General features: G+C 61.8%; 17 protein-coding genes. All 17 read left to right on the top strand.

From position 1 onward, the window contains the following. Nucleotides 1-66: 66 nt before the first annotated feature. Nucleotides 67-1458 carry a serine/threonine-protein kinase gene (locus tag LB310_RS13485; RefSeq protein ID WP_301155208.1) on the top strand — a complete coding sequence of 464 codons (1392 nt, stop codon included), beginning with the start codon at nucleotides 67-69 and terminating at the stop codon, nucleotides 1456-1458. Nucleotides 1459-1631: 173 nt separating this feature from the next. Then, on the top strand, nucleotides 1632-3008 hold the full coding sequence (locus LB310_RS13480; protein ID WP_301155207.1) for an APC family permease: 1377 nt from the start codon (nucleotides 1632-1634) through the stop codon (nucleotides 3006-3008). A gap of 127 nt (nucleotides 3009-3135) precedes the next feature. After that, the gene (locus tag LB310_RS13475; protein ID WP_301155206.1) at nucleotides 3136-3849 is read left to right on the top strand and encodes a LytTR family DNA-binding domain-containing protein; all 714 of its coding nucleotides are present in this window, start codon (nucleotides 3136-3138) and stop codon (nucleotides 3847-3849) included. 60 nt (nucleotides 3850-3909) lie between these two features. Beyond that, nucleotides 3910-6390 carry a glycoside hydrolase family 3 C-terminal domain-containing protein gene (locus tag LB310_RS13470; RefSeq protein ID WP_301155205.1) on the top strand — a complete coding sequence of 827 codons (2481 nt, stop codon included), beginning with the start codon at nucleotides 3910-3912 and terminating at the stop codon, nucleotides 6388-6390. Then, complete coding sequence (locus LB310_RS13465; protein WP_301155204.1) at nucleotides 6387-7565, top strand: putative ABC transporter permease; 1179 nt, start codon at nucleotides 6387-6389, stop codon at nucleotides 7563-7565. The genes LB310_RS13470 and LB310_RS13465 overlap by 4 nt, the downstream gene beginning before the upstream one ends. Before the next feature lie 250 nt (nucleotides 7566-7815). Then, complete coding sequence (locus LB310_RS13460; RefSeq protein WP_301155203.1) at nucleotides 7816-8436, top strand: recombinase family protein; 621 nt, start codon at nucleotides 7816-7818, stop codon at nucleotides 8434-8436. A 404-nt stretch (nucleotides 8437-8840) separates the two neighbouring features. Further along, nucleotides 8841-9284: a hypothetical protein gene (locus tag LB310_RS13455; protein ID WP_301155202.1), complete on the top strand. Its 444-nt coding sequence runs from the start codon at nucleotides 8841-8843 to the stop codon at nucleotides 9282-9284. A gap of 11 nt (nucleotides 9285-9295) precedes the next feature. Beyond that, the gene (locus LB310_RS13450) at nucleotides 9296-10165 is read left to right on the top strand and encodes a sugar transferase (RefSeq protein ID WP_301155201.1); all 870 of its coding nucleotides are present in this window, start codon (nucleotides 9296-9298) and stop codon (nucleotides 10163-10165) included. Nucleotides 10166-10171: 6 nt separating this feature from the next. Beyond that, nucleotides 10172-10906 carry a sugar transferase gene (locus tag LB310_RS13445; protein WP_301155200.1) on the top strand — a complete coding sequence of 245 codons (735 nt, stop codon included), beginning with the start codon at nucleotides 10172-10174 and terminating at the stop codon, nucleotides 10904-10906. 2 nt (nucleotides 10907-10908) lie between these two features. After that, nucleotides 10909-11823, top strand: coding sequence for a glycosyltransferase (locus LB310_RS13440; RefSeq protein ID WP_301155199.1), 915 nt, complete (start codon nucleotides 10909-10911; stop codon nucleotides 11821-11823). A 51-nt stretch (nucleotides 11824-11874) separates the two neighbouring features. Then, nucleotides 11875-13140: a UDP binding domain-containing protein gene (locus LB310_RS13435; protein WP_096226606.1), complete on the top strand. Its 1266-nt coding sequence runs from the start codon at nucleotides 11875-11877 to the stop codon at nucleotides 13138-13140. Next, nucleotides 13141-14076 carry an ATP-grasp fold amidoligase family protein gene (locus LB310_RS13430; protein WP_301155198.1) on the top strand — a complete coding sequence of 312 codons (936 nt, stop codon included), beginning with the start codon at nucleotides 13141-13143 and terminating at the stop codon, nucleotides 14074-14076. Nucleotides 14077-14138: 62 nt separating this feature from the next. Further along, nucleotides 14139-15188 (top strand): glycosyltransferase, encoded by a 1050-nt coding sequence (locus LB310_RS13425; protein WP_231897413.1) that lies wholly within the window; start codon nucleotides 14139-14141, stop codon nucleotides 15186-15188. Between the two features lie 14 nt (nucleotides 15189-15202). Beyond that, nucleotides 15203-16558 (top strand): DUF362 domain-containing protein, encoded by a 1356-nt coding sequence (locus LB310_RS13420; RefSeq protein WP_301155197.1) that lies wholly within the window; start codon nucleotides 15203-15205, stop codon nucleotides 16556-16558. Nucleotides 16559-16569: 11 nt separating this feature from the next. After that, nucleotides 16570-17670, top strand: coding sequence for an EpsG family protein (locus LB310_RS13415; protein WP_301155196.1), 1101 nt, complete (start codon nucleotides 16570-16572; stop codon nucleotides 17668-17670). A gap of 31 nt (nucleotides 17671-17701) precedes the next feature. Beyond that, nucleotides 17702-18844: a polysaccharide pyruvyl transferase family protein gene (locus LB310_RS13410; protein WP_301155195.1), complete on the top strand. Its 1143-nt coding sequence runs from the start codon at nucleotides 17702-17704 to the stop codon at nucleotides 18842-18844. A 43-nt stretch (nucleotides 18845-18887) separates the two neighbouring features. Beyond that, nucleotides 18888-20291 carry a lipopolysaccharide biosynthesis protein gene (locus LB310_RS13405; RefSeq protein WP_301155194.1) on the top strand — a complete coding sequence of 468 codons (1404 nt, stop codon included), beginning with the start codon at nucleotides 18888-18890 and terminating at the stop codon, nucleotides 20289-20291. Nucleotide 20292 lies beyond the last annotated feature (1 nt).

Raw genomic sequence — 20292 nt, 5'->3', positions numbered from 1 at the left:
GGAGCCTGCGCGAACCGCTCCGGCGTCCGGTGCGCCCCCGGCTCCTTCTGCTACCATGTACCTGTCATGGACGAGCTTTCGGAACATCTCGATGCACTGGCGCGCGACGGCTGCTACCGCGTGGACGCCGTCATGAAGGAGAGCGCGTTCGAGACCACGCAGCTCGTGTACTTCGTGGGGGCGAACGGCTCGGAGCAGGGGCCGTACGTGCGCAAGTACCTTGACGGCGACGCGGGCCTCGGGGCGGCTTACGAGAGGCTCTGGCGCGCCCAGCGCTCGGGCCGGCGGTTCCTCCACCTGCCCCTGGTGCTCGACTGCCATGCGGTGGGCTCCCGGCGCGTCGTGGTCATGGAGTTCGTTCGGGGCGAGACGCTCGCCGACGTCGTGTACCGCTGCGATCCGTCCGTCGCCCTCGCATGCGACGTGTTTCCGAAGCTTTGCGGGGCCGTGCGCGAGCTGCACGAGGCGTTCGACCCGCCTCTTATCCATCGCGACCTCAAGCCCTCCAACGTCATGCTGACGCGCGACAACCTCACCCTCATCGACTTCGGCATCGCCCGCTCCTTCGACGAGGCGGCAGAGCAGGACACGCACCGCTTCGGCACGAGGGCCTACGCGCCGCCCGAGCAGTTCGGCTACGGGCAGAGCGACGCGCGCACCGACGTCTACGCGCTGGGCATGCTGCTGTACTTCTGCCTGACGGAGAGGACTCCGGACGCCAAGGCGCGTCGAGCGGGCTATCGCGACGAGGGCATCCCCGAGCCGTTTCGGGCGGTGGTGGAACGTGCGGCATCGTTCGATCCTCGGGACCGCTACGCGAGCGTGCGCGAGCTCGAGGAAGCGTTCGGGGAAGCCGCGCGCCGTGTGCTCCCTCCCGGCGGCAGCGGGGCGGCAGGGATGGCGCCGGGGCGGTCGGCGGTGGCCGCAGGGGAGGCGAAGGGCGCGGCGGCAGCGCAGGCGCAGGCTGTGTCGGCGGGCCCCGCGGCGGGAAGGCAGACGGCGGTGGTGCCCGAGCCCGCGGGAGCTGCGCCCTTGGCGTCTTCGAGGGCCCTTCCGATACGGCCTGCCCCGCTTCCTGCCGTCTCGCGCGCCGCTGCGCACGGGGGCGGGGCGTTCTGGGGACGCGTGCCGCGCTGGGCGGGCGTCGCGTGGGACGTGGCGCTGGCCCTGCTTTCCGTGCTCTTCCTCTGCGTGGCCACCGACCTGGCGTTCTCGCCGCAGCCGGGCGACACGGGCTACGGTGGCCCCCTCGCCGCGCGCGTCGCGGCCTACTACGGCATCGTCGCGCTCATGTTCCTGCCCGGCTTCTTCCTGGCAAGCGACCGCCGGCCGCTCGTTCGCCTCGTGCCTGCGTTGGGTCGCGTCCCGCTCAAGACGCAGGTCGCCGCCTGCCTTGCCCTTCTCGCGATCGGATTCGTCGTCGTGGCCGTGGCCACGGGCTTCCTGCCGCGCACCTAGGGCGCTCGCTGGCCGCGAGCCCCGTCAACGCTCCCGCCACGGGTCGATGACGGCGTGCGGTTGCGCCGGGGCGGGCACGCGGGGAACGCTAGAGTGGGACGGACGGCCGGCCGACGGGGCCGGCGGGCGCGCGGTGAGCGCGCCGTTTCCGACCTGCCGAAAGGAGCCGGCCCATGGCGAACGCCCCTTCCGCGCCGAGCAGCACCCCCTCGAAAGGGGGCTCGGGCAAGCCGAAGCTCGCGCGGGTGCTCAGCGTGCCCGACATGATCGTGTACGGGCTCATCTTCATGGTTCCCATCGCGCCGTTCGGCATCTACGGCGGCGTGTTCTCCGAGTCGGGCGGCATGCCGGCGCTCGTCTACGTGGTGGGCACGCTGGCCATGGTGTTCACGGCGTTGTCGTACGGCATGCTCATCCGCGAGTGGCCGGTGTCCGGCTCGGTGTACGCCTACACGTCGCGCGGCCTGGGCAAGGGCATCGGGTTCGTGTCGGGTTGGACGCTGCTTCTCGACTACCTGCTCATCCCCGTGCTCATGTACGTGGTAGCCTCCACGGCGCTGTCGGGCATCGTGCCGGAGGTGCCCCCATGGGCCTTCTCCATCGTGTTCGTGGTGGCGAACACGTTCGTGAACATCCGCGGCATCGCGCTCACCGACATCGTGAACCGCATCGCGCTCGTGTTGGAGGTGCTGGTGCTGGCCGTGTTCGTGGTGCTGGGCGTGCGCTGGCTCCTGTCCGACCCCGCCTCGCACGGTTTCACGCTGCAGCCCCTCTACAATCCCGCCACGTTCAGCCTGCCGCTCGTGTTCAGCGCCGTGTCGCTGGGCGTGCTGTCGTTTTTGGGCTTCGACGGTATCGCCACGCTGTCGGAGGAGGCCGAGGACGGCCGCCGCGGCCCCGGCCGCGCCATGATGGCATCGCTGGCCATCGTGGGCGCGCTGTTCGTGCTGCAGACGTATGTCGCCGGGTGCATCAGCCCCGACGGCGCCGTGTTCGCTCACGACCAGGGCAATGCGTTCTACCTGGTGGCGCAGGTGGTGGGAGGACGGTGGCTCTACGTGGTGTGCGCCGTGGCCACGGCGCTTGCCTGGGGCATCTTCACGGCGCTCGCGGCACAGACGGCCGTGTCGCGCATCCTCTTCGCTATGGGCCGCGACGGCGGGCTGCCGCACGTGCTCGCGCGCATCCACCCGAAGTACCATACCCCCTACGTGGCCACGCTCTTCGTGGGCGGGCTCACGCTCGTGCTCGTGCTGACGTTCGGGCAGCTGGGCACCGATACCATCTCGCTCTTCGTGAACTTCGGCGCGCTCACGGCGTTTCTTTTGCTGCATGTTACCGTCATCTGGTACTTCTTCGTCAAGAAGCGCGACGGGCGCTGGGTAGCGCACCTGCTGGTACCGCTGGCGGGCCTGGCGGTCATAGGCTACACGTGGTGGGGGCTCGATGTGCCGGCAAAGGTGCTCGGCGTGGTGTGGATGGCCGCGGGCACGGCCTACTACCTCGTGCTGCGCTTCGTGCTCAAGCGCGAGGTGACGCTTGGCGGGTGAGCGCGCGGCTTCCCTGTTGCGTAAACGGCCGCGAAGCCTGCGAAAGCGGCACTGGACAGCAAAGCCCCCTTGGCTGGACAATAGGAAAACGTGATTTGTACCAGGGAAGAACACGAGGAGGATGGGCTTGAGAATCGCGCTGTGCGACGATGACGGGGCGCAACGGCGGGAGTTGAGGGCGGCGGTGGACCGGCATCTGGTCGCCCGAGGCTACCGTCCCCGCTTCGAGGAGTATGCGGGCGGCGGGCCGCTCGTCGCCGAGGTGGCCGCGGGTGCCGATCCGTTCGACCTGGTGTTCCTCGACGTATACCTCGAGGGCGAGGACGGCATCGCCGTGGCGCGGAAGCTGCGCGAGCACGATCCCAGCGTGCCCCTCGTGTTTCTGACCGTATCGCGCGAACATGCGGTGGAGAGCTACGAAGTGCAGGCTACGGGCTACCTCGTGAAGCCGGCGGACCCGCGCAAGCTGGCCGCCGTGCTCGACCGTGTGCTGCCGGCCACCTCGCCGCGCCTGGCGTTCCGCGTTGGCTCTGCGCGCCGCTATTTCGATTACCGCAACATCGTCTACCTGGAAAGCCGCGACCATGCGGTGCTGCTGCATCGGTCCGACGGCTCCTGCCATCGCAGCCTGGCGAAGCTCGACGACGTGGCCGACGAGCTTCGCGATCCCCGCTTCCTGCGCTGCCATCGCAGCTTCATCGTGAACATGGATTTCATCGTGGATGTGCGCGACGACTTCATCCTGCGGGACGGCACCTGCGTGCCCGTGCGCGTGAAGGAACGCCGCAAGATGCACGAGGCTTATTACCGCTATTTCACCGATGCGCTCAGCGTCGGATAGGGGCGGCCGAGCCAAGAACCTTTACAATCATGTGGGGATAAAGGAAGGCTCGGCTCGGCAATGTTCGAGGGGAAGGCGAGGCGGATGGTGAACGAGGGGCAGGCTGAAGGGGGTGTGTCGCTCTTCGATGTCGATGCCGTCGTGGCGGCCATGACCCTTGAGGAGAAATGCGCGTGCCTGACGGGCGAGGGCTACTGGGAGTTGGGCGGGTGCCCGCGCCTGGGAATCGACCCCATTACGGTGTCGGACGGCCCCCATGGCCTGCGGCGGCAGGCGGGGGCGGCGGACAACCTGGGGCTCGCGGGAAGCGAGCCGGCGGTGTGCTTTCCCACGGCGAGCGCCGCGGCGTGCTCCTTCGACGCGGACCTCGTGCGCACGATGGGCGAGGCGCTGGGCGACGAGGCGCGCGGGCAGGGCGTGGCCGTGGTGCTGGGGCCTGGTGCGAACATGAAGCGCAGCCCTTTGTGCGGTCGCAACTTCGAGTACTTCAGCGAGGACCCGCACCTGGCCGGCGAGCTGGCGGCCGCCTACATCGAGGGCGTGCAGAGCCGGGGTGTGGGAACGTCGCTCAAGCACTTCGCCTGCAACAACCAGGAGACGAACCGCCTGATCGTGGACGCGGTGGTGGACGAGCGCGCGCTGCACGAGCTGTACCTGGAGCCGTTCCGCATCGCGGTGGAGAAAGCCCGGCCCTGGACGGTGATGACGGCGTACAACCTGCTGGACGGCGCGTACTGCTCCGAGAACGCGCGCCTTCTGGCGCTGGCGCGCGACGAGTGGGGCTTCGACGGCGCGTACGTGAGCGATTGGGGCGCCGAGAACGACAACAAGGCGAGTCTGCTCGCGGGCCTCGACCTGGTCATGCCGGGCCCGCGGGCCGACTACCGCGCCGACGTGGCCGCTGCCGTCCAGGCGGGGGAGCTCTCCGAGGAGCGCCTCGACGCGGCCGTCCGCCGCATCCTGGAGCTGCACGCCAAGCATGCGGCTGCGGAGGGCATGTCTGTCGCGCGGAGCCTGGACGAGCGCCTGGACGTGGCCCGCGCCGTGGCCGAGGGCTCGGCCGTGCTCCTGGAGAACGACGGTGCGCTGCCGCTCGCGCCGGGTGCGCGCGTGGCGGTGATCGGGGCCTTCGCCCGCGAGCCGCGCTACCAGGGTGCGGGCTCTTCGAAGATCAACCCGGTCTCGCTCGACTGCGCCTGGGATGCGCTCGCGGCGGTCGGCGCGGCGGCCTCCTACGCGCCCGGCTACGATGCTGCCACGGGGGAGGCGGACGAGGCGCTGCTGGACGAGGCAGCGCGCATCGCGGCCGCGGCGGACGTGGCCGTGGTTTTCGTGGGGCTCCCGGACGCCTCGGAGTCCGAGGGCGCCGATCGGGTCGACATGGCGCTGCCCGCCGGCCACAACGCGCTCGTGGAGCGCGTGTGCGCCGCGAATCCGAACACGGTGGTGGTGCTGCAGGGCGGCTCCCCCGTGGAGCTTCCCTGGCGCGGGCGCCCGCGCGCCGTCCTGCTGTGCTACCTGGCCGGTTGCCGGGGAGGGCAGGCCGCGGCCGACCTGCTGCTGGGGCGCGCGAATCCCTCGGGCAAGCTGGCCGAGACATGGCCGGTGCGCTTGGCGGACACGCCGTGCGCGGAGCGCTTTCCCGAGAAGGGCCGCCAGGCGTGCTACCGCGAGAGCGTCTACACGGGCTACCGCTACTACGACGCTGCGGGCGCGGACGTGGCCTATCCGTTCGGCCATGGGCTGTCGTACACGGAGTTCTCCTACCGCGACCTGCAGGTGGAAGAGGCGGACGACGGCTTCTTTGTTTCGTGCCTCGTGCGCAACGACGGCGCCCGCGCCGGCAGGGAGGCCGTCCAGCTGTACGTGGCGCCGCTCGAGCCGGGAGCGTTCCGGCCGCCGCAGGAGCTCAAGGGCTTCGCGAAGGCGGCGCTCGCGCCGGGCGAGGAACGCCGCGTGTCGCTGCCGCTGCCGAGGCGCGCCTTCGCCCACTACGACGCGGATATGCGTGCTTGGGATGTGGAAGCCGGCGCCTACGAGGTGCGCATTGCCGCCTCGAGCCGCGACGTGCGCCTGAGCGCGCGGGTGGAGGTGGCGGGCTCGCCGCGCCGTGAGGACGGCGCCCCGGAGGCCTACCATCGCGTGCGGCCCGGCGGGTTCTCGGACGAGGCGTTCAGGAAGCTGTACGGCCGCGCGCTGCCCAAGGTCGTCGTGCCCATGCGGCCCTACACGGCCAACGCCACGGTAGGCGATTTGAAGGCGTCGCTCGTCGGGCGCTTGGTGCACTACCTGCTGCGCCGCGAGCTCAGGCTGCTTCTGGCAGGCGACGCCGAGCGGCGCGCCCAAGCCGAGCTGGCCGTCATGGAGACGCCCCTGCGGACGCTGGCCATGTCGGGCACGAATATGAACCTGGTGGGCGCCGCCGTGGACGTTCTGAACTACCGTTTCATCCGCGGCTTCAAGAAGCTGCGTGCGCTCAAGCCCGCCCCGCCGCCCGGTGGTGCGGGGGCGCCGTCCGAGAGGGAAGGGGACAACGTATGACCGAAGATCGCAACGACGAGGGGCGCATGCCCGACGGGCAGCGCGTGCCGTTGCCGCTGAAGCTGTTCGGCGCGCTGTGCGTGCTGGGGGGCCTCGCCTCGCTTGGCGACCTGGTGCCGGTGGCCGTCTCGCTCGTCCAGGGGCTGGGAGGCGCCGGCTACCGCACGGCCTCCGTCGCCATCTTCGCCGCGCTCATGGCCGTGCTCGCGGCGTCGGCCGTGCTGTTCGTGTTCCTGGGCGTGCGCCTTCTGCTCAACCGTCGGAAGCACGCTGCGGCCACGGCGAACACGCTGGCAGTGCTCACGGTGCTTTCCATCATCGGCACCCTCATGCTGTTCGGCCTGTCGGCGCACCATATCGGCTACCTGGTGCAGCTCGTCATCCTCATCGCGGTCACGAGCTATCTGGACTCGTCGCTTGCCGAGGAGCGCGCGCTGCAGCGCAAGCTGCGCAAGATGGGCAAGGAGCAGCGCCGCGAAGAGCGGCGCCGGGCCGTCGAGGCTAAGCCGAAGCGCGGCTTCATCACGCTGAACTTCTTCAACCTGTTCTGGATCTTCGTGGTGTGCTGCGTGCTGGGGCTCATCATCGAGGTGCTGTTCCACTTCGCGCTGTACCACGAGTACCAGGACCGCGCGGGCCTGCTGTTCGGGCCGTTCTCGCCTATCTACGGCTTCGGCGCGCTGCTCATGACCATCGCGCTCAACCGCTTCCACGACAAGCCCGTGTGGGTGATCTTCCTCGTGAGCGCCGTCATCGGCGGGGCGTTCGAGTACTTCACGAGCTGGATCATGGAGTTCGCGTTCGGCATCCGCGCGTGGGATTACTCGGGCACGTTCCTCTCCATCGACGGGCGCACGAACTTCGTGTTCATGGTGATGTGGGGCGTGCTGGGCGTGGCGTGGATCAAGCTCCTGCTGCCGCAGCTGCTGAAGCTCATCAACCTCATCCCGTGGAACTGGCGCTACGGCGTGACGGCGGCGTGCGCGGCGCTCATGCTGCTGGACGGCGTGATGACCGTGCAGTCCATAGACTGCTGGTACGGCCGTATGGCGGGCAAGGCGCCCGACACGCCCATCGAGCGGTTCTACGCCGAGCATTTCGACAACGACTACATGCAGAACCGCTTCCAGACCATGACCATGGACGTGGACGACGCCACCCGCGCCGACCGTTAGGGGCGGGGCGGGGCCGGGGCCGCTTGCGCCTCGGGGGAAGTGCAAACAAACTGCCTCGACTTGCCAGAAGAGGAGCGAAGCTGCTTGGCGGCCTCGCTCCTCTTGCATTCCCTGGCGTTCTTTTCGAGGTGCCAAAATCCATTTTTCAACAGCATGAAATCGAACCCGAGGGTCGATCTGTCCTCGGTATTGCACGGACACCTCTTAGCCTGTTTCCCGTGATGCAAGCGACGGGAGAATCGGAGGGGCCATGGCATCGACGATGTACGGCTACGCGCGGGTGAGCTCGCGCGAGCAGAATCTGGACAGGCAGTTGGACGCGCTGCGCGCATTCGGCGTAGAGGACGGGGCGGTGTACGCCGACAAGGCGAGCGGCAAGGACTTCGAACGGCCTGCGTGGCATCGGCTGATGGGCGAGCTGCGGCCGGGCGACGTGCTGGCAGTTAAGAGCATCGACCGGCTGGGGCGCGACTATGCCGAGATCTTGGACGTATGGCGCGACGTCACGAAGGCGCGCGGCGTGTTTGTCGTGGTGCTCGACATGCCGGTATTGGACACGCGCGAGGAGCGCGACGGCATAACGGGGGTGCTGATAGCGGACATCGTGCTGCAGCTTCTAAGCTACGTTGCCCAAATCGAGCGTGAGAACATAAGGCAGCGGCAGGCCGAGGGCATAGCGGCCGCCAAAGCCCGCGGGGTGAGCTTCGGGCGTCCGAGGAAGAAGCGCCCTGCGAACTACCAGGAGACGCGGGAGGCCTTCTGGGGCGGACGCATAACGCGGAAAGAGGCCGCCGCGCGCTGCAAGGTGAGCGAGACAACCTTCGCGCGATGGGCGCGCGAGGATGAAAGATGTCTCAGGGAGTCTTCATAGAAGCGGCATAGCTGCAGGTAGACGGTATGTTTAGCCCATCACAAAAGTACACCTTTTTACCGTAGTTGAATTTCACCATTATACACGACCCCTTGCGGGCTCTTTATTGAGAAACCCCAAATGACGCGTTCGGATGTCATAAACGGCCCTTTTGGCGTCACAGCTGCCAAAAGGTGTACCTTTCCGACGCAGCTGCCCCGCATTCTCGCAGGCCAAGGCTTTGTCGGAGTCGCCTTGAGAGAGGGAGGCGGGGTCATCCGATGGGGACGGCTTCGATATCGACAAGCGCTCTGCCTATGGGGCTGCCTCGCGGCAGGAGGACGCCGCGAGGCAAAACGCGCTGGTATCTGGTGCATGTGCCCGAAGGGCGCGAGCAGGCGACCTGCGAGAAAATCCGAAAGATCGTGCCCTCAGACCTCTTGGCCGATGCGTTCGTGCTGCGCAAGGAGCGCTGGTTCAAGCGCGCCGGCGTCTGGTCGCTCAACCTCGTGCAGATGTACCACGAGTACTTCTTCGTGGCGACCGGCGACGTGACGGCTTTGGACAGGGAGCTTTCTCGCCTGAGCTTCCCTGCGCGCATCGCGAGCGAGAGCGGACGCGGGTTCTTGCCATTGGCCTTCGAGGCTCAGGAGTGGTTCGAGGCCTCCATGGATGCAGACCACGTGCTTCGCAGCTCGATGGCCCACATCGTGGAAGGCGAGCTTCGGGTCCTTGCCGGCCCCCTCATGGGCCAGGAGCGCCGCGTGCGAAAGATCGACCGCCACCGCAGGCGCTGCCTGGTGGACGTATGCGACGCCGACGGCGGCTTCGTTGAGCAGATGCCCCTCGATATCCCTTTCAAGAGCTGAAGGGGACAACGATGGCAACGGACACAAACAGCGCCCTCGATCTTGGGGAGGGAGCACCGGTGACGCCCTGCGAGAGCTGGGACGGCTTCGGGCGCCACGAAGCTCATGAGGCTAGAGCAACGGTCTCGGACCTCGTCGAGATGCCTGCTGAAGACGTGCGCAAGGAGGAATGGGGTCGTGGGAGACACGGCTACCGTTTCGTGAAACGGGCGTTCGACATTGCGTTTTCCGCTGTGGTGATCATGGTTGGGTTCATCCCTGCAATGTTGTTGGCGCTGGCGATACGCATAGAGTCCCCCGGCAACCCGTTCTATGGGCAGGTGCGTGTGGGAGGGCTCGGCGCAGACGGCAAGCCGTCGTACTTCCGCATGTGGAAGTTCCGGTCGATGGTCGAGGACGCCGATGCTTGCCTGGAACAGCTACGCGAGAAAAATGAAGTGAAAGGACCCATGTTTAAGATCGCGGCCGATCCGCGGGTGACGAGGATCGGCCGCTTCATACGCAGGCACTCCATCGACGAGTTCCCCCAATTCATCAACGTGTTTCTCGGGCAGATGTCCGTGGTGGGCCCGCGCCCGCCGTTGCCCAGGGAGGTCGAGCTCTATGACGCCTGGGCCATGCAGCGTTTGGCTGTGAAGCCGGGACTCACGGGACCGTGGCAGGTGGGAGGCCGCTCCAACCTGGATTTCGACGACATGGTTCGGTTGGACCTGGGCTACATCGCCGAGCGCGGCATCATGACCGATCTAAGGCTGATAGCCCAGACGGTTCGCGTTGTCGTGACCGGGGGGGGGCGTTCTAGATGCGCTTCGCACTCGTGCCCGCCAGTTACGTCGCCGCAGCTTGCTCTCTTGCAGCCCGTGTTCGTATGCGGTCGGTGATGCCGCATGACGCAGCAAAGAACCACGTCGAGCTCGAACGAGGGATCGGTCGCTCTCGCATGCGAGGAGACGTTTGCGCCGCTTCCCGAACTCTCGGATGCCGAGGTCATGGAGCGCAACCGTGCGCGTTTGGGCTACCGCGCCGCCAAGAGGGCGTTCGACATCGCGTTCTCGGCTGTCGTGCTCGCGGCGCTAATGGTACCTGGTTTGGTTTTGGCTTTGGCTATCAGCTTGGACTCGCCCGGAGGCCCCGTGTTTAGGCAGGAGCGGGTGGGCCGGGGCGGGAGGCCCATGCGCATATTCAAATTCCGCAGCATGAGGGCCGACGCGCACGAGCACCCCGAGCGCTACTTGGACGAGGCGCAGCTGGCCGCGTGGAGACGCGAGCAAAAGGTGGAGGGCGACCCCCGCGTGACCCGCCTAGGGCGCTTCATACGCAAGACCTCGATAGACGAGTTTCCGCAGTTCGTGAACGTGCTGATGGGCGACATGTCGGTCGTGGGGCCGCGGCCCGTGACCGAGGCCGAGACGCACGAGTTCGGAGAACATCGCGACTTGGCGCTCTCGGTGCGCCCAGGAGTGACGGGGCTGTGGCAGGTGACGGAACGCAACGAAGTCACATGGGAGAACGGAGATCGTCAGCGTATAGAACTCGAGTATGTGCGGCGGTGCTGCTTGCGGATGGACGCCGGGATAGTCGTCGGCACCCTCGGCGCCATGGCGCGAAAGACGGGGCGGTAGCGATGCGCAACTTGAGCGAAACCCCGTTGGTGACTGTGGTGATCCCTACGTACAGGCGCGCCGATAAGCTGCCGCGCGCGATCGACTCCGTGCTGGGACAGAACTACCGCAACATCGAGGTGCTAATTGCAAACGACAACGTACCCGGTTCTCCTGAGGACGAGGCGACGAAGCGGCGACTGGCGTGCTATGTGGCCGACGGACGCCTACGCGAGGTGGAGACGGGCGGAAAGACCGGCGGTGGAGCAGCACGCAACGTCGCTTGCAGGCAGGCTTGCGGCGAGTGGCTCGCCTTTCTGGACGACGACGACGAGTTCCTGCCCGACAAGATCGAGACCCAAGTCGTTTTCACTATGGAAAACGACTTGGATATGAGCTGGCAGGACGTGGCTTGGTACAACGAAGACGGCAAGCTTGTAGAGCATCGCTATCTGAACCATTGCAAGGACTTTTCACGAGACGGACTGCTGCGCGCCCACCTGCTGACCCCTATCTGCCCCACGTCTATCTACCTGCTCAAGAAAGAGCTTTTCGACAGGACCGAGGGCTTCGGCGAGGTGGCGACCGGGCAGGACTGGTGGCTTATGCTGCGGTGCATCGAGGCCGGTGCACGCATCGGCTATATGCCGGAGGTTCACGTGCACCAGTACCTCCACAAGGGAGAGAGGCTCTCGCTCGGGCAGAACAAGATCGAAGGCGAGATGGCGCGTCACGAGGCGGCGAAGGTTTTCTACTCGCGCCTGAGCAAGCGGGACATCCGATTCGTAGAGTTCAGACATAACGCGGTGCTTGCGTTCGCGTGCCTACGTAGCGGCATGCTTCTGAAATCTATGGGGTACGGGGTGCGGGCGTTTGCCACGTCCCCAGGGGCATGTTTCGCGAAGGGGCTCGAGTTCTTCACGAGAGGAAAGCAATGACCTGCGACGCGTCACGTATGCGAGTTCGACTATGGACATGAGGTTTCTGATATGAGGATAGCTATAGCGGGCACAGGATACGTCGGGCTCTCGCTCGCTGTGCTGCTCGCGCAGCGCAACGAGGTTGCGGCCGTGGACGTGGTGCCCGAGAAGGTGGATGCGATCAACCGTTGGGCGAGCCCCATCCGGGACGCGGAGATCGAGCGGTTCCTGACAGAGGCGAAAGCCGGTGTGCGCGAGCTTGCGCTTGCAGCGACGCTTGACGGATATGCGGCCTACGCGGCGGCCGAGTTGGTGGTCATAGCCACGCCCACCAACTACGATCCTGAGAAAGACTATTTCGATACGAGCCTTGTGGAACAGGTGGTGGAACTGGTACTGAGCGTGAGCCCTGATACAGTCATGGTGGTGAAGTCGACCGTGCCCGTAGGCTACACTAAGACGCTCTGCGAGCGCTACCCGCAGGGACGTTTCCTGTTCAGCCCGGAGTTCTTGCGCGAGGGGCATGCTCTTTACGACAACCTGCATCCCAGTCGCATCGTAGTGGGCGTGCCGAGTAATCATGCTGAAGCCGACCTTCTAAGTGAGTACGCCGAGCGATTTGCGGCGCTGCTGGAGGAGGGGGCCGACCCCGCCGAGCGGGAGCGCGAGAACGCCGATGGGACTGCCGGCATCCCGAAGCTCGTTATGCACGCCACAGAGGCGGAGGCCGTGAAGCTCTTTTCCAACACGTACTTGGCTCTGCGCGTGGCGTACTTCAACGAGCTCGATACCTACGCGTGCGTGCACGGGCTGGACGCTACCCAGATCATCGAGGGCGTGTGCCTGGAACCGCGCATTGGCTCGCACTACAACAACCCCTCTTTCGGATATGGCGGCTACTGCCTGCCCAAAGACACGAAGCAGCTCTTGGCGAACTATCAGGACGTGCCGCAGAACCTGATAGGCGCCATCGTTGACGCCAACCGAACACGCAAGGATTTCGTGGCGGCACAGGTGGAGGAGCTTGCGGAAAAATTTGCCGACTGGGACGCGATGCCCATGGTGGGCGTATACCGCCTGACCATGAAGGCCGGTTCGGACAATTTCCGGGCATCTTCCGTGCAGGGCGTCATGAAGCGCATCAAGGCCAAGGGCATCCCCATGCTGGTGTATGAGCCAACTTTGGACGAGAACGAGTTTTTCGGTAACGAGGCGACGCATGATCTGGATGCCTTCAAGCGGCGTTGCGACGTGATAATTGCCAATCGCTGGAGTGACGAGCTGGCTGACGTGGTCGGCAAGGTGTACACGCGAGACCTGTTCAGGAGGGACTAGATGACGTCGAATGGGATTGGGAAAAGCACGTACAGGGCTTTCCTCAACGGTTTTGCGCGTTTCTTCGGGTCGAAGAACGCCAAGCTCTTCGATGCCCGATTCAGATACGGCCGACGGCTCGACATCGAAAAACCGAGAACATTGGCTGACAAGATCTCGTGGATTGAGCTGAATGCCGACGAGGAGCTTATGGCTCGCTGTACAGACAAATACGCCGTAAGGGACTACGTTGCAAATTTGGGTGCCGAAAACATCCTTATACCGCTGTGCGGGGGGCCTTGGAGTAGCGTCGAGGAGATCGACATCTCGGCTTTCCCGGACAAATTCGTCCTCAAGGCCACACATGGCTGCGAAATGAATTACATTTGCATGGATAGGACGAGACTTGATGTCGACGATATGATCTCGCATGCTCACCAGTGGATGGCTGCCGACTACCCTCGCGCTTGCGTGGAGCCACACTACAAGCTGATTCCGCGTCGTATTTACGCAGAGGAATACGTCGGCGGTTTAGATGACGTTATAGACTATAAATTCCATTGCCTGAATGGTGTTCCTTCGTTCGTCCTCACCTGTTCAAATCGGGAAGAATCGCTGAAGCTCAACCTTTACGATCTCGAATGGAAGCCAATCGAGGGCCTTCGGGGTTCGATGAAAAACGAGCGCGAAATTCCGAAACCCAGCGGGTTCGACTCGATGCTCGAAATAGCGAAGTCCTTATCGGCGGACTTCGATTTCGTCCGCGTCGACCTCTATGAGGCTGAAGGGAAAGTCTACTTCGGCGAGCTGACGTTTTCTCCCGCGGGAGGCGTTCTTCCCTATTTCACCGATGACTTCATTTTCCGATGGGGAGAGGTCTTGCATGTGCGCGGGATGCGAGAGTCCAGATCGCATAAGCCGTTTGACGATGCCGCAGATAGAGGTGAGATAAGGTGACATCGCGTGAGGGAATCAAGGTTCTCCAAGTCGTGCCTGCGATGAGCAAAGAGTCGGGCGTGATGCGCTATGTCTGGAACATGATGCGGGAGATCGACCAGAACAGAATTGCTTTCGACTACCTCTACCACATTCCTTCATCCATAACGTTCGAGAAGGAGTGCATGGCATCTGGTTCCAGAATTTACTGTGCTCCGGACGCTTCGAAAGAGCCGCTTCGATATGTCAGGTACGTGAACGAATTGCTAAAAAGCGAAGGAATCGCTTATTCCATAGTTCATTGCCACGTTCCGAATACCGCTTTCTGCGTCCTTCGCGCCGCATCGTATGCTGGGGTGAAAAACAGGCTTATTCACAGCCATCTTGCGGCGAGTTCGGAGCATTTGAGCCATCGAATAAGAAACTATCCGCTTATCCGATACGGAAAAAGATTTGCAACGGAACGGCTCGCTTGCTCGCAGGAGGCCGGAGACTATCTTTTCGGCGATCAGTCCTATCGCATCTTCCGTAACGGTATCGACGTGGAGGCGTTTCGTTTCGATGAAGCCGCCGCCTCCGAGCTCAAACGGAAGCTGCCGATCGGCCCCGATGCCTTCCCCGTCGTTGGATGCGTCGGCAGGCTTGCAAAGCAGAAGAACTACCCCTTCATGTTCGATGTGTTTCGAGAGCTTCTCAAGACCGAGCATCGGGCCGAGCTCCTCATCGTCGGCAGCGGGCCTGAAGAAGAAGCGTTGTCCGGTTTGATAGCCGAATTCGGGCTGGAGGGCAAAGTACATCTTTTGGGACTTCGCGAGGACGTGGGCAAGCTGTATTCCGTATTCGACGTGCTGGCTATGCCGTCTTTGTGTGAAGGATTGCCCGTGGCCGCAGTTGAGGCCCAAGCATCTGGGCTGAGGTGCGTGTTCTCCAAAGACGTCCCGTCTGAGGTGGATATTACCGGTGTCGCTACATTCCTTGGAAGAAAGGAACGACTGTCGGATTGGAGCGATGCGATTGCAAATGCGGCGCTCGAGGGCAGGTTCCAGGATCCCGCGATGCGCATCGACGATGCCGGATACTCGCAAAGAGCTGCAGCGTTGCTGCTGGCAGATTTCTATACAAATATTGCGTAACGATGGGATCAGCTATGACGGAAAGCGTTATATCAAATCTAACCTGCCATTGCTTCACGGGTTGCGAATATGATGCGGAGAAGATCGGTCGGCTCATATCGAGCACTGGCGTTCTGAGCTGCGTGCATCCTGGCGACAGGGTTTTCGTCAAACCCAACTGGGTTCAGGAGAGGCATTTGCGCAGGGATGAATGGGTCCAGATGATCACCCATCCTTCCGTCATTACGGCGGTGATCGATATCTTGGTCGAGAACATGGCCGAATCCGGAACTATCATCGTCGGTGACAGCCCGATGACGCCTGCCAATTTCGACGAGATCGTGGCGCTCATGCCGGTTGAAGAATGGAGACGTAAGTGCGAAGAAGGTGGAATCGCCTTTTCTCTCGTCGACATGAGAAACGAGCGCTGGAACGTCTCTGGTGACGGGATAATCCTTTCTTCCGTCGAGCTGCCAGGCGATCCGTATGGAAAGACCCTTTACAACGTTGAAGGCGATCTGAGCGAGTTTTTCACCAAGGAGACCTCTTTGGGAGGCTACTACGGAGCGAGCTACGACATCGAGGAGACGAATAGGGCGCACGACGGACAAACCAATCTGTACGAGATGGGCGGGTCTGTTATGGAAGCCGATATCTTCGTCAATCTGCCGAAGTTGAAGACTCATAAAAAGGCAGGTATGACCTGCTGTCTGAAAAACCTTGTGGGAGTCAGCACGAACAAGAATCTACTCCCTCATCATACCGTTGGCGCGCCGGCTGATGGCGGCGATCAATTTGCGGAGAGCGGCATGGCTAGGAAGGCCGAGGGAGTGCTGACGGCACGGGCGAAAAGCATTGCTAATCTGGCGCGGCCCATCGCTCGCGTACTCGTCCCCTTGAAATGGATTGCGAAAAAGGTGTGGGGCGACAACAGGGCGGTTGCCAGAAACGGCAGTTGGTTCGGTAACGATACGCTTTGGAGGACGATTCTCGATCTCAACAAAATCCTCCTGTACGGAAATCCCGATGGGACTTTGAGCCGATCCGTTCGGATGGAATACGTTGCGATTGTGGACGGGATCGTAGCGGGCGAAGGCGAGGGCCCGCTTGAGCCTGATCCGGTCGATGCCGGAGTTCTGCTATGCGGGGGTAATCCCGTCGTCGTTGACATGGTGGCTTCCAGGATTATGGGATTTGATTTCCAGAAAATACCTTCATTGGCGCATGCATTCAAGGTGGAGCGTCTTCCTTTGGTCTCCGGATTGCCGGATGATGTGATGTGCAGTATGGATGGGCGGAACCCCGTGTCCTTCAATCATATTTCCCCTGTACGCCGCTTCACCCCTCCGTCCGGATGGGTGGGCCATGTCGAACTCGACTCTTTAGATTAAGGCGAGCGCAAATGTTTTTCTACAGCCTCGTTCTGCTAACCCTCCTACTTTTGGCGATTGTCATCAGGCCAAAACGCTCAACCAAGGCGAAAAGATTGTACGTCGCCTTGGTCTTCGCCCTGCTCATTTGTATCGCTGCATGCAGAAGCTACACGGTTGGCGTTGACACGGAGCAGTTCGTTCGCGCGTACACGAGGATTGGGGCCGAGGGTTGGTCGGCGTTTGCTTTGGAGCGATACGAGCCGGGTTTTACTGCTATGTGCCTTCTCTTGAACCAGCTGTCCAGCAACTACCAATTGCTTCTCGTATTCACGGCGATTGTAATGTATGCTCCCATCGGCTATGCGATATACAAATATTCGGAGAACCCCCTGTTGAGTTGCTTTCTTTTTATCACGCTCAACATTTATACGGCCTATATGAACGTCATGAGGCAGGGAATTGCCGCCGCCTTGCTGGTGGTTGCATTCGTCTTTCTTCTAAAGCGGAGCAATGTTGGTTTTGTGGCTTGCGTCGTTGCCGCTTCCATGTTTCACGTTTATGCATTGATCGCTCTCGTCATCTTGCCTCTGACGAGAATAGGTTTTCGCAAAGGCTACGTGTTCGTGTACCTTGCGCTATACGCGATCTGCCTGCTTGCCTTTAACGTTGTTCTTGCGCTTGCGCAATGGGTTCTCGGTCGTGAAGATGTGTACAGTAGCGATTTCATGGCTTCAAATTATTTCGGTGCTGTCATTCAGCTCGCATTCGTTGCCGTGCTTGCGTTTTTTGTTGTGAACTATATCGAAGTTCTTAAGCGAACGAACTTGGATGATCGTGGGATGCTGTCCTTTTATCAGCACGCCATGATGCTCGCCGTTCTCTTCCAAGTGACGGGCGTTCAAGCTGAGATCTTTGCGCGGCTCGCGTATTACTTCTCGATATTCGCAGTCATCTCAATTCCCATTGCTTTGACCGCCCCGAAACAGAAAGAGCGGACGTTCTCCCTTGTTTTTCTGTGCTCGATGTCCTTCGCGTACTTTTTTGCCGTAGGACTGCTCCGACCTGAATGGCAGGGCGTCATCCCTTATGCGGTCGATTTTTCGAACGTGTTGGCAATATTGGGTTGGTGAGAGTGGGAAAACCGTTTATGAAGGACAAACGATGAACAACGAATTCAAGATGAAGGTTAAGTCGATACCCGGCTTGTCCGCCTTCGCCGTGATGGTCAATAGGGAGATCGTGCGTCCTATTCGGCTTGCTCTCCGCCACCCTTTGGCGCGCAAAGACAACAAAGCGTTGTTGAAGATGCTCAATGGCCTGCAGGGTGCCGAGCGTCCAAGGGTTTGGTATTTTGGCGTTCCCACCCACAACAACTTGGGCGATCAGGCGCAGAAGTTCTGCATTCTTGCTTGGGTCGAGGCTAATTGCCCCGGTGCCGAGATAGTGAAAATTTCGAGCAGGGATTTCAACGGAGGGACGGCGAGGACGGCGGTGCTTTTGAAGCGGCTGGTTCGACCCGACGACGTCATAATCATGCAGAGCGGCCACACTATGGATGGGCTGCATCCGGACGAGACGGCGCATCGCATGATTCCTGACTCCTTTCCTGGGAACAGGATCGTGTTCTTTCCAACGAGCATAAAGTTCCTGAGCAAGCGAGGCATGCGCCGCGATATAAGGGCGATAAACGCGCATCCTCGCACCCTCTTCTTGGCGCGGGATGCAGTGTCCGCCGAAAAGGCCCGATCCATCTACCCCAAGGTCGATGTCAGGCTTTACCCCGATGTGGTCACTACGCTCATCGGTAAATACGAATTCGACGGACATCGTTCGGGCGCGCTACTTTGCACGAGGAACGACGGGGAGAAGTTCTATTCGTATGGCGAAATCGATGCGCTTGCCGACGAGCTTGAGCGGCAGATCGGCTCCCTTGCCCAGACGGACACAACGGTTGATCTCGGCGGGATTGATCTTGATTCGAAGGAGGCGTGGAGTCGAATCGAGAAGGTGATCGAGTCGTATGCCCATTATAGAGTCGTAGTGACTGATCGCTATCACGGCACTATCTTCGCCCGTATTGCCGGAACGCCCGTGGTTGTGCTCAGGACCGCTGACCACAAGGTGACCTCGGGTGCTCAATGGTTTGAGGATGCGGGCGATGAGGCGATAGCGGTCGCAGGTGATCTTGCGTCCGTGCCAGACCTTGCGCGAGGCTTGATGACGAGGTTTCCCGAGGGCGCAGCCGCCCCGCCGTTCGCCGCCCCATATTACGAAGAACTACATGATTTGATCGAGGCGATGTGAAAGTGGCGCTGAAGCGTGCTCAGGTTGGGGGAGGAGCGATTTCATGAAGCGAGCCTACAAGCGTCTTGTCAGCGATACCATGGTTTTTGCGGTAGGCAACATGCTTACAAAGCTCATGCAGTTCCTTCTATTGCCTATGTACACCGCGCTGCTTTCTACTGAGCAATACGGTATCGGTGAGCTTGTTAACAACATGTCGGAGTTGCTTTACCCCCTCTGCTGTCTTGGGATATACGAGGGAGTTTTTCGCTACTCGATAGATCGGGACTCTGACCCACGGAAAGTGCTATCTACGGGTGTGTCCGTCGCCTTCGCTCTTGCACCTGTAGTCGCAGTGGTCGGTATTGCTGGCTATGCCTTCACTGGGTTTGACTACACGTGGTACCTCGTTGCCCTTTGCCTTGTTACTTCGTTCAAGACGGTGTGCATGCAGTTCGCGAAGGGGCTTGGAAAGACGAAGCTCTATGCGGCGTCTGGAGTAATCAGCACACTTGTGCTTTGCGGGGCCGGTTACCTGCTTCTCGGTGTTCTCCGTGCCGGAATCATCGGTTACTTGCTCGCCCTCATACTATGTCAGGCAACGCAGCTCCTGCTCGTGACGATTGGTGCGAGGATGTGGCGCTACTTCTCCCTAGGGAGCATCGATGGGGATCTCATGCGTAGACTACTTCGCTACAGCATTCCCATGGTTCCTAATGCGCTCGCATGGTGGTTCGTAAACCTGTCGGGGCGTTATATCGTTCTGCTTTCCAGCGGCATTGCGGTTGCAGGCTTGTACACAGCGGCATCGAAGCTCCCGGCCGTGATGAACATGCTGGTGTCTGTTTTTCAACAGGCATGGCAGATATTCTCGGCACGGGAATATTCTGCCGCAGATCGTAGCCGGTCGTTCAGCATTGTGTTTCGCGTTTATTCAGCTCTTCTGCTATGTGCTGGCTCACTTGCCATCGCTATCATCGAACCGCTGTCGCGCGTCATGCTGAGCAGCGGGTTCTACGAGGCGCGGCTGTTCGTGCCGTTGCTCATGTTCGGTGCGGTGGTAAACGGCTACTCGACGTATTTTGGCGTGCTGTACAACGCTGCAAAGCAAAACAGGATGATCTTCGTAACGACCGTCGTAGGGGCTCTATCCAACGTTGTGCTGAGTGTTCTTCTCGCCACCGAAATCGGCGTATGGGGCCCCATTGTCGGTTCGGTTGTCGCATATTCGATCATCTCAATCTCCAGAGCATTCGACACGCGAAAGTTTGTAAGGATAGAGATGGACTTGCCGTACCAGGTTGTTGGCCTTTCCATGCTGCTCGCAGAGGTGGCCCTCCTAAGTATAGGCATCGTGCATGCCACGGTGATCTCCTTGGGTTTGTCGGTCGCACTCGTGGCGTTCACTATCGTGAGGTATCGAGGCCTCTTGGGCGGTGCTACAGCAATCTTCAAAAGGAAGGGGTGAG

The organism is Gordonibacter sp. RACS_AR49 (assembly GCF_030418435.1).
GTDB lineage: Bacteria > Actinomycetota > Coriobacteriia > Coriobacteriales > Eggerthellaceae > Gordonibacter > Gordonibacter urolithinfaciens.
The sequence above is the reverse complement of the archived record's forward strand: the minus strand, read 5'-3'. Positions and strand labels throughout refer to the sequence as shown.

What these genes read in the sequence shown, in the direction of transcription:
- LB310_RS13485 (WP_301155208.1), top strand. Translation starts at nt 67, where the DNA reads ATGGACGAGCTTTCGGAACATCTCGATGCACTGGCGCGCGACGGCTGC.
- LB310_RS13480 (WP_301155207.1), top strand. Translation starts at nt 1,632, where the DNA reads ATGGCGAACGCCCCTTCCGCGCCGAGCAGCACCCCCTCGAAAGGGGGC.
- LB310_RS13470 (WP_301155205.1), top strand. Translation starts at nt 3,910, where the DNA reads ATGTTCGAGGGGAAGGCGAGGCGGATGGTGAACGAGGGGCAGGCTGAA.
- LB310_RS13465 (WP_301155204.1), top strand. Translation starts at nt 6,387, where the DNA reads ATGACCGAAGATCGCAACGACGAGGGGCGCATGCCCGACGGGCAGCGC.
- LB310_RS13460 (WP_301155203.1), top strand. Translation starts at nt 7,816, where the DNA reads ATGGCATCGACGATGTACGGCTACGCGCGGGTGAGCTCGCGCGAGCAG.
- LB310_RS13450 (WP_301155201.1), top strand. Translation starts at nt 9,296, where the DNA reads ATGGCAACGGACACAAACAGCGCCCTCGATCTTGGGGAGGGAGCACCG.
- LB310_RS13445 (WP_301155200.1), top strand. Translation starts at nt 10,172, where the DNA reads ATGACGCAGCAAAGAACCACGTCGAGCTCGAACGAGGGATCGGTCGCT.
- LB310_RS13440 (WP_301155199.1), top strand. Translation starts at nt 10,909, where the DNA reads ATGCGCAACTTGAGCGAAACCCCGTTGGTGACTGTGGTGATCCCTACG.
- LB310_RS13435 (WP_096226606.1), top strand. Translation starts at nt 11,875, where the DNA reads ATGAGGATAGCTATAGCGGGCACAGGATACGTCGGGCTCTCGCTCGCT.
- LB310_RS13430 (WP_301155198.1), top strand. Translation starts at nt 13,141, where the DNA reads ATGACGTCGAATGGGATTGGGAAAAGCACGTACAGGGCTTTCCTCAAC.
- LB310_RS13425 (WP_231897413.1), top strand. Translation starts at nt 14,139, where the DNA reads ATGCGCTATGTCTGGAACATGATGCGGGAGATCGACCAGAACAGAATT.
- LB310_RS13420 (WP_301155197.1), top strand. Translation starts at nt 15,203, where the DNA reads ATGACGGAAAGCGTTATATCAAATCTAACCTGCCATTGCTTCACGGGT.
- LB310_RS13415 (WP_301155196.1), top strand. Translation starts at nt 16,570, where the DNA reads ATGTTTTTCTACAGCCTCGTTCTGCTAACCCTCCTACTTTTGGCGATT.
- LB310_RS13410 (WP_301155195.1), top strand. Translation starts at nt 17,702, where the DNA reads ATGAACAACGAATTCAAGATGAAGGTTAAGTCGATACCCGGCTTGTCC.
- LB310_RS13405 (WP_301155194.1), top strand. Translation starts at nt 18,888, where the DNA reads ATGAAGCGAGCCTACAAGCGTCTTGTCAGCGATACCATGGTTTTTGCG.